14 protein-coding genes are annotated in these 14957 nt (G+C 70.6%); 7 read left to right on the forward strand and 7 right to left on the reverse strand.

Annotated features, from left to right (window positions below):
* The first annotated feature begins 57 nt into the window (after positions 1-57).
* The 6 genes from AC1RAA_RS30525 to AC1RAA_RS30550 all read left to right on the forward strand — a co-directional run bounded on the left by AC1RAA_RS30525 (position 58) and on the right by AC1RAA_RS30550 (position 6732).
* Positions 58-1407, forward strand: coding sequence for a DUF3100 domain-containing protein (locus AC1RAA_RS30525; protein WP_492729914.1), 1350 nt, complete (start codon positions 58-60; stop codon positions 1405-1407).
* A 25-nt stretch (positions 1408-1432) separates the two neighbouring features.
* Positions 1433-2602 carry a M20 aminoacylase family protein gene (locus AC1RAA_RS30530; RefSeq protein WP_492729912.1) on the forward strand — a complete coding sequence of 390 codons (1170 nt, stop codon included), beginning with the start codon at positions 1433-1435 and terminating at the stop codon, positions 2600-2602.
* A 4-nt stretch (positions 2603-2606) separates the two neighbouring features.
* Positions 2607-3992, forward strand: a complete 1386-nt coding sequence (locus AC1RAA_RS30535; protein ID WP_487850455.1) for an L-serine ammonia-lyase — start codon at positions 2607-2609, stop codon at positions 3990-3992.
* A 115-nt stretch (positions 3993-4107) separates the two neighbouring features.
* Entirely contained in the window at positions 4108-5205 is a 1098-nt protein-coding gene (locus AC1RAA_RS30540; RefSeq protein ID WP_487850424.1) for a serine hydrolase domain-containing protein, read from the forward strand.
* Between the two features lie 25 nt (positions 5206-5230).
* Positions 5231-6061: an isocitrate lyase/PEP mutase family protein gene (locus AC1RAA_RS30545; protein ID WP_487850425.1), complete on the forward strand. Its 831-nt coding sequence runs from the start codon at positions 5231-5233 to the stop codon at positions 6059-6061.
* An 11-nt stretch (positions 6062-6072) separates the two neighbouring features.
* Positions 6073-6732, forward strand: coding sequence for a uracil-DNA glycosylase family protein (locus AC1RAA_RS30550; RefSeq protein WP_487850426.1), 660 nt, complete (start codon positions 6073-6075; stop codon positions 6730-6732).
* Here AC1RAA_RS30550 and AC1RAA_RS30555 read toward each other — a convergent pair.
* On the reverse strand, positions 6638-8305 hold the full coding sequence (locus tag AC1RAA_RS30555) for a hypothetical protein (RefSeq protein ID WP_487850427.1): 1668 nt from the start codon (positions 8303-8305) through the stop codon (positions 6638-6640). The two genes, AC1RAA_RS30550 and AC1RAA_RS30555, sit on opposite strands and share 95 nt — an antisense overlap.
* Positions 8306-8369: 64 nt before the next feature.
* On the reverse strand, positions 8370-8564 hold the full coding sequence (locus AC1RAA_RS30560) for a YjiS-like domain-containing protein (protein ID WP_487850428.1): 195 nt from the start codon (positions 8562-8564) through the stop codon (positions 8370-8372).
* Between the two features lie 90 nt (positions 8565-8654).
* On the opposite strand from AC1RAA_RS30560, the gene AC1RAA_RS30565 reads away from it, so the two are divergent.
* Positions 8655-9545: a LysR family transcriptional regulator gene (locus AC1RAA_RS30565; protein WP_492729908.1), complete on the forward strand. Its 891-nt coding sequence runs from the start codon at positions 8655-8657 to the stop codon at positions 9543-9545.
* 6 nt (positions 9546-9551) lie between these two features.
* Here the strand turns inward: AC1RAA_RS30565 and AC1RAA_RS30570 are convergent, their stop codons facing one another.
* The 5 genes from AC1RAA_RS30570 to AC1RAA_RS30590 form a co-directional block, all read right to left on the reverse strand.
* Positions 9552-10205 (reverse strand): ANTAR domain-containing response regulator, encoded by a 654-nt coding sequence (locus tag AC1RAA_RS30570; RefSeq protein ID WP_492729906.1) that lies wholly within the window; start codon positions 10203-10205, stop codon positions 9552-9554.
* A gap of 69 nt (positions 10206-10274) precedes the next feature.
* Positions 10275-11429 carry a transporter substrate-binding domain-containing protein gene (locus tag AC1RAA_RS30575; protein ID WP_062470403.1) on the reverse strand — a complete coding sequence of 385 codons (1155 nt, stop codon included), beginning with the start codon at positions 11427-11429 and terminating at the stop codon, positions 10275-10277.
* A 66-nt stretch (positions 11430-11495) separates the two neighbouring features.
* A complete protein-coding gene (locus AC1RAA_RS30580) occupies positions 11496-13130 on the reverse strand; it encodes a nitric oxide reductase activation protein NorD (RefSeq protein WP_492729904.1) in 1635 nt (544 codons plus the stop codon).
* A complete protein-coding gene (locus tag AC1RAA_RS30585; protein WP_492729902.1) occupies positions 13127-13945 on the reverse strand; it encodes a CbbQ/NirQ/NorQ/GpvN family protein in 819 nt (272 codons plus the stop codon). The genes AC1RAA_RS30580 and AC1RAA_RS30585 overlap by 4 nt, the downstream gene beginning before the upstream one ends.
* Positions 13942-14952: an alpha/beta fold hydrolase gene (locus AC1RAA_RS30590; RefSeq protein WP_492729900.1), complete on the reverse strand. Its 1011-nt coding sequence runs from the start codon at positions 14950-14952 to the stop codon at positions 13942-13944. Before AC1RAA_RS30590 ends, AC1RAA_RS30585 begins: the two co-directional genes overlap by 4 nt.
* Between the last annotated feature and the right edge of the window lie 5 nt (positions 14953-14957).

Raw genomic sequence — 14957 nt, forward strand, 5'->3', positions numbered from 1 at the left:
TTGATGCAAGAGGCTCGCCGCCTGAAACTCGCCGACACCCCTCGAAAACGCCCACCCATGACCTCCGCTGCCTCCACGATTGCAGCCGTAGCGCCTTCCAGCGCCGCCGGCAAATTCAAGCTCCTCGTCGTCACCCTGGTCCTCGTGGCCGTGGCCGAACTGATCGGCCCGACGCAGTTCAGCGTCGGCCCCGGCAAGGTGGTGCTGCTGCCGATGCTGTGGGCGCTGCTCATGGCCGCCGCCTGGGGCATCGCGCACCGGCGCGTGCCGGGCGTGGTGCGCGTGGCCACGGCGCAGCAGTCGCTGGCCGGCGGCCTGCTCAACGCGGGCCTGCTGCTGTTCGTGGTGAAGCTGGGCCTCACGGTCGGCGCCGCGCTGCCGCAGGTCAAGCAGGCCGGCTGGGCGCTGCTGTTCCAGGAGTTCGGCCACGCGCTGGGCACCCTGGCACTGGGCTTGCCGCTGGCGCTGCTGCTGGGCATCAAGCGCGAGGCCGTGGGCGCCACCTTCTCGGTGGGCCGCGAGGGCAACCTCGTGATCATCGGCGAGAAGTACGGCATGGCCTCGCCCGAAGGTCGCGGCGTGCTGGCCGAGTACATCACCGGCACCGTGCTGGGCGCGCTGTTCATCGCGGTGCTGGCGGGCTTCATCGCCAGCCTGCACATCTTCGATCCGCGCTCGCTGGCCATGGGCGCCGGCGTGGGCTCGGGCAGCCTGATGGCAGCGGCGCTGGGCGCCATCGCCGCGCAGAGCCCGGCCGAGATGCTGCCGCAGCTCACGGCGATTGCCGCCGCATCGAACCTGCTGACCACCGTGGCCGGCTTCTACTTCACGCTGTTCCTGTCGCTGCCGCTGTGCTCGTGGCTCTACGGCAAGCTGGAGCCGGTGCTGGGCCGCTTCTCGAAGCATGGCGCACAACAGGGCGCCGCCGTCGACGCGGGCGCGAACGTCTCGAGCGCCGACGTGGCCCACGCCGCGCCGACCTCGCTGCGCGACACGCTGCTGGCCTGGCTGGTGGTGGGCGGCGGCGTGCTCATCGGCAATGCCGTGACCTACAAGGTGCCGGTGCTGGTGTCGCTCGAAGGCGTGCTCGCCGTGGTGGCGATTGCCGGCGCCGTCGAAGCCATCAAGCGCTTCGTGCCGCGCCTGCCGATGGTGCTGGTGCTCTCGGTGGTGGCCACCGTGGTCGGCATCCCGGGCCTGTTCCCGTTCTCCGACGCGCTGATCGCGATCACCGCCAAGCTCAACTTCCTGGCCTTCACCACCCCGGTGCTGGCGCTGGCCGGCTTCTCGGTCGCGAAAGACCTGCCCGTGTTCCGCCGCCTCGGCTGGCGCATCGTGGTGGTGTCGCTCACCGCCACCGCCGGCACCTTCCTCGGCGCGACCCTGATCGCCGAGTTCTTCCACTGATTTCATCCCACGAGAGATTCACGCCATGTACCGCGACCCCGAGATTGCCGAAGACACCCGTGCCCGCATGCTCAGCTGGCGCCGCGACATCCACGCCAACCCCGAGACCGCCTTCGAGGAACACCGCACCGCCAACGTGGTGGCCAACGCGCTGATGCTCATGGGCCTGCCCGTGCACCGCGGCCTGGCCGGCACCGGCGTGGTCGGCACGCTGAAGAACGGCGACGGCCCGAGCATCGCGCTGCGCGCCGACCTCGACGCGCTCAACATGCAGGAGCTGGGCACGCAGGCCCATGCCTCGAAGTGCGTCGGCAAGATGCACGCCTGCGGCCACGACGGCCACACCGCGATGCTGCTGGGCGCGGCCGAGCACCTGTCGCGCCACAAGCCGTTCCAGGGCACGGTGCACTTCGTGTTCCAGCCCGCCGAGGAAAACGAAGGCGGCGGCCGCGTGATGGTGGAAGAGGGCCTGTTCGAGCAGTTCCCGGCCGACGCCGTCTACGGCATGCACAACTTCCCGAGCCTGCCGCGCGGGCGCTTCGCGATCCGCAAGGGCACCATGACGGCCTTTCTCGACACCTTCGAGATCGTCATCACCGGCAAGGGCGCCCACGGCGCCATGCCCGAGACCGGCATCGACTCGGTGGTGATCTCGGCCCAGCTCATCAACACGCTGCAGACCATCGTGAGCCGCCGCACCGGCGCCACCGACGCGGCCGTGGTCAGCGTCACGCAGATCCACGGCGGCGACACCTGGAACGTCATTCCCGAGACCGTGGTGCTGCGCGGCACCGTGCGCACGCTCGACGCCGCCATCCAGGACAAGACCCAGGCGGCGATGCAGCAGATCTGCGACGGCGTGGCCGCCACGCACGGCGCCAAGGTGGCGCTCGAATACCGCCGCGGCTACCCCGGCGTGGTCAACACGCCGGCCGAGACCGATGCGGCCATCGCGGCGGCGGCCAGCCTGGTCGACCTCGAGCAGGTGCACACCGACATCCCGCCGGCCATGGGCTCGGAAGACTTCGCCTTCATGCTGCAAAAGCGCCCCGGCGCCTACATCGGCATCGGCGCGGGCGAGGGCCCGAACGACCCGAACGTGCACAACCCGTACTACGACTTCAACGACAACATCCTGCCGCTCGGTGCGGCCTACTGGGTGGCGCTGGTCAAACAGCAGCTTCCGGTCGCATGATGCGCTGATGCTCTCCGCCTTCGACATCTTCAAGATCGGCATCGGGCCGTCCAGCTCGCACACCGTCGGGCCGATGCGCGCCGCGCTGCTGTTCGCGCAATCACTCGAACGGCGCAGCCTGCTCGCGCAGGTGGCGCGCCTGCACGTCGACCTGTTCGGCTCGCTCGGCGCCACCGGCCACGGCCACGCGACCGACCAGGGCGTGATCCTGGGGCTCTTCGGCGACGCGCCCGACACCGTGCGGCCCGAGACCGTGCAGCCGCGCCTGGACGCGCTGCGCCGCACCGGCCAGCTCGCGCTGCTGGGCACCACGCCCATCGCCTTCGACCGCGTGCGCGACATCGCCTTTCGCGGCGAAGAGTCGCTGCCCGAGCACCCGAACGCGATGCGCTTCACCGCCTTCGCGGCCGACGGCGCCGTGCTGGCCGAAGGCACCTACTTCTCGGTCGGCGGCGGCTTCGTCGTCGAGGGCGGGCAGGCGGTGGCGCAAACGGCCGCCGCCGCGGCGGCCGTGCCGCATCCCTTCACGACCGGCGACGAACTCATGGCGCAGTGCCGCGCGCACGGCATCTCCGTGGCCACGCTGGTGCTGCGCAACGAATGCGTGTGGCGGCCCGAGGCCGAGGTGCGCGCGGGCCTGCTGCGCATCTGGGGCGTGATGCAGCAGTGCGTGCAGCGTGGCTTCGGCATCGACAACCCGCTGGCCGCGCAGGCGCTGCCCGGCCCGCTGCGCATGCGCCGCCGCGCGCCCGAACTGCACCGCGAGCTGCTGGCGCAGGCCGGCGCCGCCGATCCGCTCGCGGCCATGGACTGGGTCAATGCCTTCGCGATGGCGGTGAACGAGGAGAACGCGGCCGGCGGCCGTGTCGTCACCGCGCCCACCAACGGCGCGGCCGGCGTGGTGCCCGCCGTGATGCACTACTACCAGCGCTTCGTGCCGCAGGCCAGCGACGAAGGCATCGTCGACTTCCTGCTCACCGCCGCGGCCATCGGCATGCTCTACAAGACCAATGCCTCCATCTCGGGCGCCGAGGTTGGCTGCCAGGGCGAGGTCGGCGTGGCCTGCTCGATGGCGGCGGGCGCGCTCGCCGCCGTGCTCGGCGCCACGCCCGCGCAGGTCGAGAACGCGGCCGAGATCGGCATGGAGCACAACCTGGGCCTGACCTGCGACCCGGTCGGCGGCATGGTGCAGATCCCGTGCGTGGAGCGCAACGCGATGGGGGCCGTGAAAGCCATCAACGCCTCGCGCATGGCGCTGCGCGGCAACGGCAGCCACTACGTCTCGCTCGACGCCGTGATCCGCACCATGAAGCAGACTGGCGAGGACATGAAGTCCACGTACAAGGAGACCTCGCTGGGGGGGCTTGCGGTGAACGTGGTGGAGTGCTGAGGCAGCAAGGCTGGCGTCGCTGCGTCAGAATGCGAAGCTCGTCGCGCCGGGCCCCGCAGCCCCCAGGTTCCCACGTCGTTTCCAAGGCGCACGACTTTCAGGAGTCGAGATGCCCATGGCCGGTCTTCCGCGCAGTTTCTTGCCCGGCGTGTTGCGCACCGCGCTGTCTGCCGTGCTGCTGCTGTGCGCCGCGCACGCCGTGCCCGCGGCCGGCGTGTTCCCCGCCGCGCAGTGGGCCACCCCGAGCGCGGCTGAACCGAGCCACTGGTCCGAAGCGAAGCTCAAGGTGGCCGATGCGTTTGCCGCATCGATCAAGTCCGACGCCTACCTCGTGATCGACAAGGGCGTGCTCGTGCATGCCTACGGCGACATCGACAAGCCGATGAACCTGGCCTCGGTGCGCAAGAGCGTGCAGAGCGTGCTCTACGGCATTCACGTCGGCCGCGGCGAGATCGACCTGGACCAGACGCTGGGCCAGCTCGGCATCGGCGACAAGGACGGGCTCAGCGACACCGAACGCACGGCCACCGTGCGGCAGCTGCTGCAGCTGCGCTCGGGTGTCTACCATCCGGCCGCCTACGAGACCGCCCAGGCCAAGGCCGAGCGACCGGCCCGGGGCAGCCATGCGCCGGGCGAGTTCTGGTACTACAACAACTGGGACGCCAACGTGCTGGGCACCATCTTCGAACGCCGCACCGGACGCAGCGTCTTCGAGGCGCTGAAGACCGACCTGGCCGAACCGCTGCAGTTCCAGGATTTCCGCTACCCGCAGGACACCGAGTCCCGGCTCGAACGCAGCTCCGAGCACCCGGCCCAGGTGATGCATCTGTCGGCGCGCGACCTGGCCCGCATCGGCCTGCTGATGGCGCGCGACGGCATGTGGCACGACAAGCGGATCGTCCCGGCCGGCTGGGTGACCGAAAGCACCACCTCGTACACGACCGTCGGACCCGGCTGGAGCGGCTATGGCTATCTGTGGTGGGTACCGCTCAAGGGCTTTCCGTTCTGGCAGCGCGGGCCCAATCAGCTGCTCCTGGCCGTGGGTGCCGGCGGCCAGTTCATGATGGTCGATCGCAAGCGCGACCTCGTCGTGGTGCACCGTGTCGACAACAGCAAGGGCTGGTTCCAACGCAGCGAGGTCCGCACCGACCAGTTCGCCGTGCTCGCGGCACACATCCTCGCGGCTGCACCGGTGGCCGCAACCCCTCCCTGAACCCCGAAGGAAAGATGAGGCTCTCATGACCCGCTCCATCGCGCAGAAGCGCGCCGACTTTCGCGCGCTTCATACCCAAGGCTGCTTCGTCATTCCCAACCCCTGGGACACCGGCAGCGCGCGCTACCTCGAAGGCCTGGGCTACCAGGCGCTGGCCACCACCAGCTCGGGCTTCGCGTGGTCGCAGGGCCACGCCGACGGCGCCCTGTCGCGCGACCAGATCCTCGCGCACCTGCGTGAACTCGTGGCCGCCACCGACCTGCCAGTGAATGCCGACTTCGAGAACGGCTTCGCCGCCGACGCGCAGGGCGTGGCCGAGAGCGTGCGCCTCGCGGTCGAGACCGGCGTGGCGGGCCTGTCGATCGAGGATTCGACGGGCAACCCCGACGATCCGCTGTTCCCCATCGACGTCGCGGTCGAGCGCCTGCGCGCCGCGCGCCGGGCCATCGACGCAGCGGGTGGCGACACGCTGCTCGTGGGCCGCGCCGAGAACTTCTTTGCCAACCGCCCCGACCTGGACGACGCCATCGCGCGCCTGCGTGCGTACGCCGAGGCCGGCGCCGACTGCCTCTACGCGCCCGGCATCAAGACGCGCGAGCAGATCGCGGCCGTGGTGGCCGCCGTCGCGCCCAAGCCGGTCAACCTGCTGGTCGGCGCGACCAGCGATCTGACGATGGCGGACATCGCCGCGCTCGGCGTGCGCCGCGTGAGCGTGGGCGGCGGCATGGCGCGCGCGGCCTGGGGCGGCTTCATCCGCGCCGCGCGCACGCTGGCCGAAGAGGGCCGCTTCGACGGCTTTGCCGATGCCACGCCGGGCGCCGAACTGAACGCCTTCTTCCGCCCGTTCGCAGATTAGTTGTCAGCACCGTGGATGCGCTGCTCGCCGACATCCGCGCCTGCCGCGCATGCGAGGCGCACCTGCCGCTCGGGCCGCGCCCGATCGTGCAGGCCAGTGCGAGCGCGCGGCTGCTGATCGTCGGCCAGGCGCCCAGCCTCACGGTGCACCAGACCGGCGTGCCGTGGAACGACAAGAGCGGCGACCAGCTGCGCCGCTGGCTCGGCATCGACCGCGAGCTGTTCTACGACGCGACGCGCATCGCGATCGTGCCCATGGGCTATTGCTACCCGGGCCGAGGCAAGAGCGGCGACCTGCCGCCGCGCAAGGAGTGCGCGCCGCTCTGGCACGACCGCCTGCTGGCACAGATGCCGCACATCGCGCTGACCTTGCTCATCGGCCAGTACGCGCAGCGCCACTTCCTCGGCAAGGCCGCGCGTGGCGGCGTGACGGAAACCGTCGAGGCCTTTGCGGACTACGCACCGCGCTTCGTCCCGCTGCCGCATCCATCGCCGCGCAACACCGCGTGGTTCCAGCACCACCCGTGGTTCGAGCGCGACGTGTTGCCGGTGCTGCGCGAGCGCGTGCAGCAGGCGCTCAGCGCGCCTTTTTCCGAGGGGCCGACGGCCGCCTCGGCGGCTTCGCTTCCAGCACCAGCTCGGCCGGCAGCGCATCGTTCCACGACTCGGTGAAGTAGGCGCGGTCGCTCGGCACCAGCTGCGGCAGCACCTCGCGCAGCAGGCCCAGCGACTGCTCGGCCGCCTTCAGGTCGCCCGCATGCGCCGCGTACCACGCGTGTTCGAACAGCAGGCTGCCCTGTTGCAGCCCGGGGTAGCGGCGTCGCCCGGCCTGGTGGTCGGCCAGCCGCGCCTGCGCCACGTCGACCCAGCGTGCGGGCCAGTTCGCGGTGTCGAAGGCGTCGGCGAGCGGGCCCGCGAGCTTGGAGACCGCGGCCGGGTCGAGCGGCTTCTGTGCGCGGAACTGCGCGAGCGTGGGCTGCGTCTCTGGCTTGCAGTGGCCGCGTGCGATGCGCATCAGGTAGATCGCGTTCCACGCCGAGCGGCCCTGGCCGTCGGTGTGGCCGCACAGCCATTCGCTGAAGGCGATCCACTGCACCGCGCGGCGCGTGGTGTCGGCCCGGTGGCCGTCGTGCGCGAGCGCCGGCAGGTCGCCCAGGCCCACGCGGTCGAACAGCCACGCGGCCATGCCCATGTTGGCCGCCACGTGCTGCGCGGCATCGAAGGAGTGCGACTCGAAGGCCGCGGCCAGCGCTTCGCCGAAGCGCTGCAGCGACTCTTCGGCGAGCGCCGCGGCGGCAGGGCGGTCGTCGGCGGCCAGCGCGAGGGCGCGCGAGCGGCAGGCCAGCGCCCACAGGTTGCACCACTCGAAGCGCACGTCGGGGTGGTGGCGCAGCACCAGCGCGCGCGCCGGGTCTTGCGCCATGCCGCCCAGCAGCGACTGCGCCAGCGGCAGGTCGCGCGCGGTGTAGGCGCACCAGGCCGAGACGATGCACTCCATCGCGCCGAGGTAGTCGTTGCCCGCCACGTGGTGCGCGAGCCGCTGTTTCTTGAGCGCCTGCAGCCGGCGGCGCGCCTGTTCGTTGTCGCCGAGCCGGCGCCACAGCATGGCCTCGTTGAGCGTGACCAGCGCACGCTGGAAGTCGCTCGCGGCCAGCGTGCCGGCCAGGCGGATGGCTTCGAGCGCGCTGCCGTTGCCGTTGCCGCCCGCCACCGGCGACATCAGCCGGCCCTGGCGCGCGGCCTGCTGCGAGGCGACCAGCTGCTTCCAGAAGGCGGCGTCCTGCAGGTGCACGGCGTCGGGCGGCGTGATCGCGCCGGCGGCCTGCGCCTTGCGGGCGCGCAGGCCGAGGAACGACGCCACCTCGGCGGCGGTGGCCGGTCGGTTGTCCACGAGCAGGCGCAGGCGCTTGGCCTGCGCGGCCGGCAGCCAGAACGGGCCCTGGCTGCGCCGCTCGGCGTTGAGAAAACGCGGCTCGCGCTGCAGGTCTTCGCCCCAGCCGACCTCCAGGCCCCAGGCCTTGAAGTCGCGGAACGCGCGGCTCACGACCATGCGCAGCGTGCTGGCGTCGGACACCTCGCCGCGCAGATCGGCCAGCCGCACGACGCCGCTGCCGCCGCCGTGGGCATGGGCGTGCTGCATGCGCACCAGCAGCCACAGCGACTGGAAGGCCGCGCGCCGTCCGTCGACGGACTGCGGCGAGGTGAGTTCGATGGACAGAAGGGCAGGGGAGGCGGTGGAGGGCACGCCCCGGATTGAACCTCAAATCGCCCGCGGCTTCCTGAAGAAACCGCAGGCGGGGTTGGGCGGCTCAGTAGCGGTTGCGGTCGACCAGTTCGGGCACTTCGCTGCGGCCGATGCCCAGGTCGCGCAGGTCGTGGTCGCTCATGCCGGCCAGCAGCAGCACGTCGTCGCGGGCGCGGCGGCGTGTCAAGGCGCGGCGGCGCCAGTCGTGCAGGGCGTGCAGCAGGCGTTGATGAAAAGACGGTGGCTTCGGCGCGGTCACGGTGGGCTCCTGGTAGGGGAGCGCTCATCTTCCGGCGGCGCGTGCTATTGTGGAAGTTGAGATTTCTGACACCTTCAATCAGCATTCCTGATGCGACAGCTCAACCTCGACCAACTGCGCACGCTCATCGCCATTGCCGACCTGGGCACCTTCTCGGCGGCGGCGCAGGCGCTGCACCTGGCGCAGCCCACCGTGAGCCTGCACATCAGCGAGCTCGAATCGCGCCTGGGCGCGCAGCTGGTGGTGCGCGGCAACCGCCGCGTCACGCCCACCGCGGCCGGCGCGGCGCTGGTCGAGCGCGGGCGCAAGCTGCTGCGCGACACCGACGAGGCGGTGGAGGCCGTCAAGCGCCAGGCCGAGGGCCGCACGGGCCGTGTGCGGCTGGGCACCTCCACCGGCGTGGTGGTCGATCTGCTGCCGCAGGTGCTCGAGGCGCTGGGCGTGGGCCATGCGGGCATCGACGTCGAGGTGAGCATCCTCGGCTCGGCCGAGGCGATGGCGCGGCTGGCGGCGGGCACGCTCGACATCGGCCTGGTGGCGATGCCGCAGCCGCTGCAGCGCGAGCTGGTGGTCACGCCGTGGCGCACGCAGCCCATGATGGCCTTCGTGCCGCCGCGCTGGAAGGCGCCCAAGCGCGCCACGCCGGCCTGGCTGGCGACGCAGCCGCTGATCTTCAACGACGCGACCACGCACATGTACCGGCTGTCGATGGAGTGGTTCGCCGCGGCCGGCTTTGCGCCGCGCGCGCGCATCGAACTCAACTACGACGCCGCGATCCGCAGCCTGGTGGCGGCGGGTTATGGCGCGGCGCTGCTGCCGCTGCAGCAGACCACCGACGCGGCGCTCAACGAGCGCATGCAGATCGTGCCTGTCACGCCCAAGCTCACGCGCCGCCTGGGCATCGCGCACCGCCCGCACGCCACGCTCGACGGCGCCACGCAGAGCGTGCTGAAGGTGCTGATGGCGTTCCGCCAGCTCTGAGGGCCGTCAGCCCGGCCCGGGCTTGTTACTGCGCGTGCCCAGCGAGAGGATCTCGTTGGCGTTGACGATGGCCGCGGCGATGTCTTCCATGGTGGTGCGCTTGCTCATGGCCTGTTCGCGGATCAGGTCGTGGGCCTGGCCTTCCGACACGTCATGCGTCTTCATGAGGATGCTCTTGGCCTCGGCCAGCTGGCGCACGCCGAGCAGCTTGGCTTCGGTCTTGCGCAGGCGCCGCGCGAGCGAGCGGCTTTCCTTGTGCGCTTCGCGCGCGACCACCAGCGCCGACAGCAGGCCGAACGAGCGCACCGGCGACGGCAGCACGGCCTTGGCGCGGATCTCGAGCACGGCCTCGACGATGGTCGGGTTCTCGTAGGTCACGACGGCGATGACGGCGGGGGCGTCCTCGCTCTGCGTCCATTCGAAGCGCAGGTTGATGAAGTCGGGCTGCACGGCCATGAAGGCCACGTCGATGCCCTCGGGCAGGTGCTGCACGGGCGGCCAGAAGGCCTGCACCTGGCAGCCGATGCGCTGCAGTTGCTGGGTGAGCTGTCGGCCGTCTGCGTCGTCGGGGTGGATCACCGCGATCTTCAGCAGCCGCAGCTCCTTGAGCTGCGGTGGCGTCACCCGCAGGGTGTGTCGCTTGGGGTCTGTGCTGTCCACGGTCAGGTCTTTCGCGGGACGCGCCCTGACGCCTCGCCTGCAACGCGGAAAAAGCAGCGCGACCTCATCCTAGAGCTCCAGCGCATCGAGCCGCGCCGTCCAGTCGCCCAGCGAGTGCGTGACGAGGTACGGGTCCGGGTACACCGGGCGCGTCGCCTGGCGCACGATGGTGAACTGCCCGTGCGCGTCGACGCGGCCGATGCGCGGGTACAGGCAGGTGTGGTGGTTGGTCGGGTCGATCTTCACGCGGCCCTGCGGCGCATCGAACTCGCTGCCCAGGATGTGCGGCAGGATTTCCGCGATGCCGTCCGTGCCCGCCTGCCGGAAGGCGTTGGCGAAGATGTGCATCTGGAAGTACGACGCCTCCCAGCACAGGTTGGGCACGCAGCCGTCGCCGAAGCGCGCGCGCAGCCGCGCCAGGCAGCGCTGGTTGGCCGGCGAATCGATCGACTGGAAATACGGCGCCGCCGTGAAATGGCCCGTGGCCACGCCGGGGCCCATCTGCGAGATCTCGGCCTCCGAGGTGGTGAGGCTCGAGATGGGCATCGTCTTCGGGTCGAAGCCGGCCTCGGCATAGGCGCGGTACAGGCTCGCGGTGGAATCGCCCACCACCGTCGAGAAGATGAAGTCGGGCCGCTTGTCGCGGATGTCGTCCATGATCGCGCGGTAGTCCTTCTCGGTGGCGTCGAGTGCCACGTAGCGCTCGCCGAGCTTTTCGCTGCCGGGGCGCTGCATCACCAGCTCGCCCATGATGCGGTTCGACTCGTAAGGGTAGATGTAGTCGGAGCCGATCAGGTACACGCGCGCGCCGAAGTTCGTGGTCATGAACTCGGCCAGCTGCACGCTGTTCTGGTTGGGCGCCGCGCCGGTGTAGATCACGTTGCCCGAGTACTCGAAGCCTTCGTACAGCGTGGGGTAGAACAGCAGCTTGTTCCACTTCTCGATCACCGGGATCACGGCCTTGCGGCTGCTCGACATGTAGCAGCCGAAGAGCACGTTGACGCGGTCCTGCACGATCAGCCGCTCGGCCAGCTGGGCGTAGCGCACGGGGTTCGATTGCGGGTCGTAGCGCACGGCCACGAGTTCGCGGCCGTCGACGCCGCCGGCCGCGTTGATCTCCTCGATGGCCAGCAGCGCGCCCTGCAGCTGCGACAGGCCGATGGTCGAGGTGACGCCGGTCTCGGAATACAGAATGCCGACGCGAAGAGGGTCCCTGTCAGCCACTGGGGTGTCTCCTGGATGTGTGGGCCCTCATTGTGTGCTCCTCCCTGGCTTTCTTCATTCGGTCGGTCAATGGGCGGCGGCCAGCCGCGTGCTCATGCGGGCCAGCCGCGCGGGCAGGCTGCGCGCGTCGTCGGCGATGCAATAGTTGCGCCAGCCGAAGATGCGCCGCACGTACGCATCGGCCGCGCCGTCCACCGCGATGCAGGCGCTGCGCACGCCGGCATCGCGCGCCTCGGCCACGGCCTGGCGGGCGTCTTCGATCAGGTACTTCGGGTCGTGCACGTCGATGTCCGACGGCGCACCGTCGGTCACCAGCAGGATCGCGCGTGGCCCCGCCGGCTCGGCCTGCAGGTGCGAGGCCGCATGGCGCAGCGCGGCGCCCATGCGCGTCGAGTAGCGCCCGCGCACCGCGCCGATCATGGCGCGCGAGGGCGCGGCCAGCGGCTGGCCGAACTCGAGCAGGCGGTAGTAGTACACCTCGGCGCGCGTGTTCGACGAGAAGCCGTGGATGGCGAGCCGGTCGATGCCGCGCGCGTTCGAGGCGGCCAGCAGCAGCGCGGCCTGCTTCTCGAGGTCGAGCAGCGAAACGGCGCCGTCGCCGTGGCCCGCGTCGTTGGCCGATTCCGAGAGGTCGAGCAGCACCAGCACGCTCGACGGGCGCGGCCCCTTGCCGGGGCGCATGAACAGCCGCGCATCGGGCCGCAGGCGCAGGCGGCGATCGACCAGCACCTCGATGGCCGCGTTGAGGTCGATGTCGTCGCCTTCCCACTGGCGGCGCAGGCGGTGGGTGCGGTCGAGGTGGCGCGCGCGGGGCAGGGCGAGCGGCACGATGCGCTCGTTGCCCGCCGCTCCCGAAATGCCCGCCGCGCCCAGCCCCTGCCAAGCGGGCAGCTTCTCGATCACCGTGCACCAGTCGGGGCGCAGGCGCTCCTGCGTGCGGTCCCATTCGGGGTAGGTGTAGCGGCCGAGTTCCATGTCGGCGATGCCTTCGGGTGGGGCTTCGCTGCCTTCGTTCGGTGCATCGGAAGGTGGCGGTGGCCGCGCGCCGGTCTGCTGCAGCGCGATGGCGTCGTCGGGTGGTGTCTCGGCCTCGCCGAAATCCCAGAGGTAGCTGTTGTCGTCGCGCCAGGGCGCGGGCACGGCGTAGTCCTGCGGCTCGAAGCGCACGCGCATCTGGCCCAGGTCGTTGGCGAGGATCGAGGCGACGGCGCGGAAGGCGTCGTAGTCTTCCAGCCCCGCGCGCGCGACGGTCTCGTCGAACAGGCGGCGTGCCTTGTTCACCCAGTGGTTGTCGTCGGGCGCTTCGGCGAGCAGCAGCACGCGGTCCATGCGCGCGACCAGCGCGGCAAAGCGCAGGTCGAGCGGATCGGGCGCGGGCGGCAGCGCGGCGGTGAACCAGCCGTGCAGGCCGGGAAAGTCGCGGCACAGCAGCCGCTCGACGCGCGCATCTTCCAGGGCCGAGACGATGGCGATGCCCATGGGCTTGAGCGTGCGCGCCGGCCGCGCAGGCGTCGAGTGGCGCAGGTGCGCGACCGCATGCGCCACCATCGCGCGGTGCAGGCGCACGGCTTCGTCGTCCTCGGGCAGCAGCAGCCGACGCCCCGTGAGGACCGCACGCGCACCGGCCAGCGGCTGCACGTCGACATCGACGCCGGCCAGCCCGCGCGCCAGCAGCGAGAGGGCGCCGAGTCCGTCGTTCATCCGAACTGCGCCTCGACAAAGCCCTGCAGCGCGCTGGCCATGTCGGGGTCGTCGGTGAGGGCGCGCGTCATCGTCATGTCGCAGCTGTCGCGCGGCGACACGCCGTCGCGGATCAGCACGCCCGCGTAGATCAGCATGCGCGTCGACACGCCCTCGTCGAGCCCGCGGTGCTTGAGCTCGCGCGAGCAGTGCGCAATGGCCACCAGCTTCGCGGCGAGCTCGATGCCGACACCGGCCTCGTGCGCGACGATCTCCGCTTCGAGCGCGCCGTCGGGGTAGTCGAACTCCAGCGCCGCGAAGCGCTGGCGCGTCGAGGGCTTCATGTCCTTGGCGCTGCTCTGGTAGCCGGGGTTGTACGACACCACCAGCTGGAAGTCGGGGTGCGCGTGCACCAGCTCGCCCTTCTTGTCCAGCGGCAGGATGCGGCGTGCGTCGGTCAGCGGGTGGATCACCACCGTGGTGTCCTGCCGCGCCTCCACCACCTCGTCGAGGTAGCAGATGCCGCCGTGGCGCACCGCGAGCGTCAGCGGCCCGTCGTGCCAGGCCGTGCCGTTCGCGTCGAGCAGGTAGCGGCCCACGAGGTCCGAGGCCGTCATGTCCTCGTTGCAGGCCAGCGTGACCAGCGGCCGCCCGAGCGACCACGCCATGTGCTCCACGAAGCGCGTCTTGCCGCAGCCGGTCGGCCCTTTCAGGATCAGCGGCATGCGATGGCGGTACGCGTGCCGGTACAGCGCCACCTCGTTGCCGGCAGGCCGGTAGAAGGGCTCGGTCTCGATGCGGTAGCTGGCGAGCGGATCGTGGACGGGAGCGTTCATGGCGTGGCGAGCAGTTCCTGCAGGGCGTTGTCGATGAAGCGGGTGTCGACCAGGCTGCTGCCGCCGCCCGCGAAGTGGCCCCACACGCCGGGGATCGGGCGGCACTCGGCGTTCGGCATGTGCGACACCTCCCATTCGTTGTCGGCCACGGGAAAGTACAGGTCGCGCTCGGCCGGCATCACGATCGCGCGCGCCCGGATGGCGCCCAGCGCTTTCTTGAAGTCGCCCTTGAACACCGGGTTGTCGCTGATGTCGCCGTGCTGCCACGACCACAGCATCGCGAGCAGGTTGTTGGCGTCCTTCTTCAGGAAGAAGCCTTCCCAGTAGCCGACGAGGAAATCTTCGAGCGAGCTGAAGCCCAGCTCGCGCCACAGCTGCTGCTTGTAGAAGGGCTGCGACAGGCCCCAGCCCGCGTATACGCGGCCCACCGCACGCAGCCCGCGCGTCGGCGGCGTGGTGTACCAGCCGCCGTTCCAGGCCGCGTCGGCCGTGAGCGCGGCCTTCACGCCTTCGAGGAACACGATGTTGTGCGGCGCCGTCTTCGCCGAGCCGCAGAAGGGCGCGATGCGCTTCACCATCTCGGGGTACAGGCACCCCCACTGGTTGGTCTGCTGCGCACCCATCGACCAGCCCACCACCAGCGCGAGTTGTTCGATGCCGAACTGCTCGGTCACCAGCCGGTGCTGCAGCGTCACGTTGTCGTAGAGCGTGACGTGCGGAAAGCGCGCGAGGTTGTAGGGCTCGGGCGTGTTGCTCGGCGAGGACGACAGCCCGTTGCCCAGCATGTTGGGCACGATGATGAAGTACTTCTCCGGGTCCAGCGCCATGCCGGGGCCGATGAGCCATTCGTTGTCGGGGTGCTGGCCCGAGTACCAGGTCGGATAGACGATGGCGTTGCTCTTCTGTGCGTTGAGCGTGCCGTAGGTCTTGTAGGCGAGCTTCGCGCCGCGCAGGGTGGCCCCCCGCTGCAGCGCGACATCGCCGAGTTCGAAGATGTCGTGGTCCATGGGGC

The sequence above is a fragment of the Variovorax sp. GW823-FHT04F07 genome, from assembly GCF_058795995.1.

Bases quoted from the DNA above. Each gene is read 5' to 3' on its own strand.
- AC1RAA_RS30585 (WP_492729902.1), bottom strand. From the start codon at position 13,945: ATGAACGCTCCCGTCCACGATCCGCTCGCCAGCTACCGCATCGAGACC.
- AC1RAA_RS30590 (WP_492729900.1), bottom strand. From the start codon at position 14,952: ATGGACCACGACATCTTCGAACTCGGCGATGTCGCGCTGCAGCGGGGG.
- AC1RAA_RS30545 (WP_487850425.1), top strand. From the start codon at position 5,231: ATGACCCGCTCCATCGCGCAGAAGCGCGCCGACTTTCGCGCGCTTCAT.
- AC1RAA_RS30530 (WP_492729912.1), top strand. From the start codon at position 1,433: ATGTACCGCGACCCCGAGATTGCCGAAGACACCCGTGCCCGCATGCTC.
- AC1RAA_RS30525 (WP_492729914.1), top strand. From the start codon at position 58: ATGACCTCCGCTGCCTCCACGATTGCAGCCGTAGCGCCTTCCAGCGCC.
- AC1RAA_RS30540 (WP_487850424.1), top strand. From the start codon at position 4,108: ATGGCCGGTCTTCCGCGCAGTTTCTTGCCCGGCGTGTTGCGCACCGCG.
- AC1RAA_RS30565 (WP_492729908.1), top strand. From the start codon at position 8,655: ATGCGACAGCTCAACCTCGACCAACTGCGCACGCTCATCGCCATTGCC.
- AC1RAA_RS30580 (WP_492729904.1), bottom strand. From the start codon at position 13,130: ATGAACGACGGACTCGGCGCCCTCTCGCTGCTGGCGCGCGGGCTGGCC.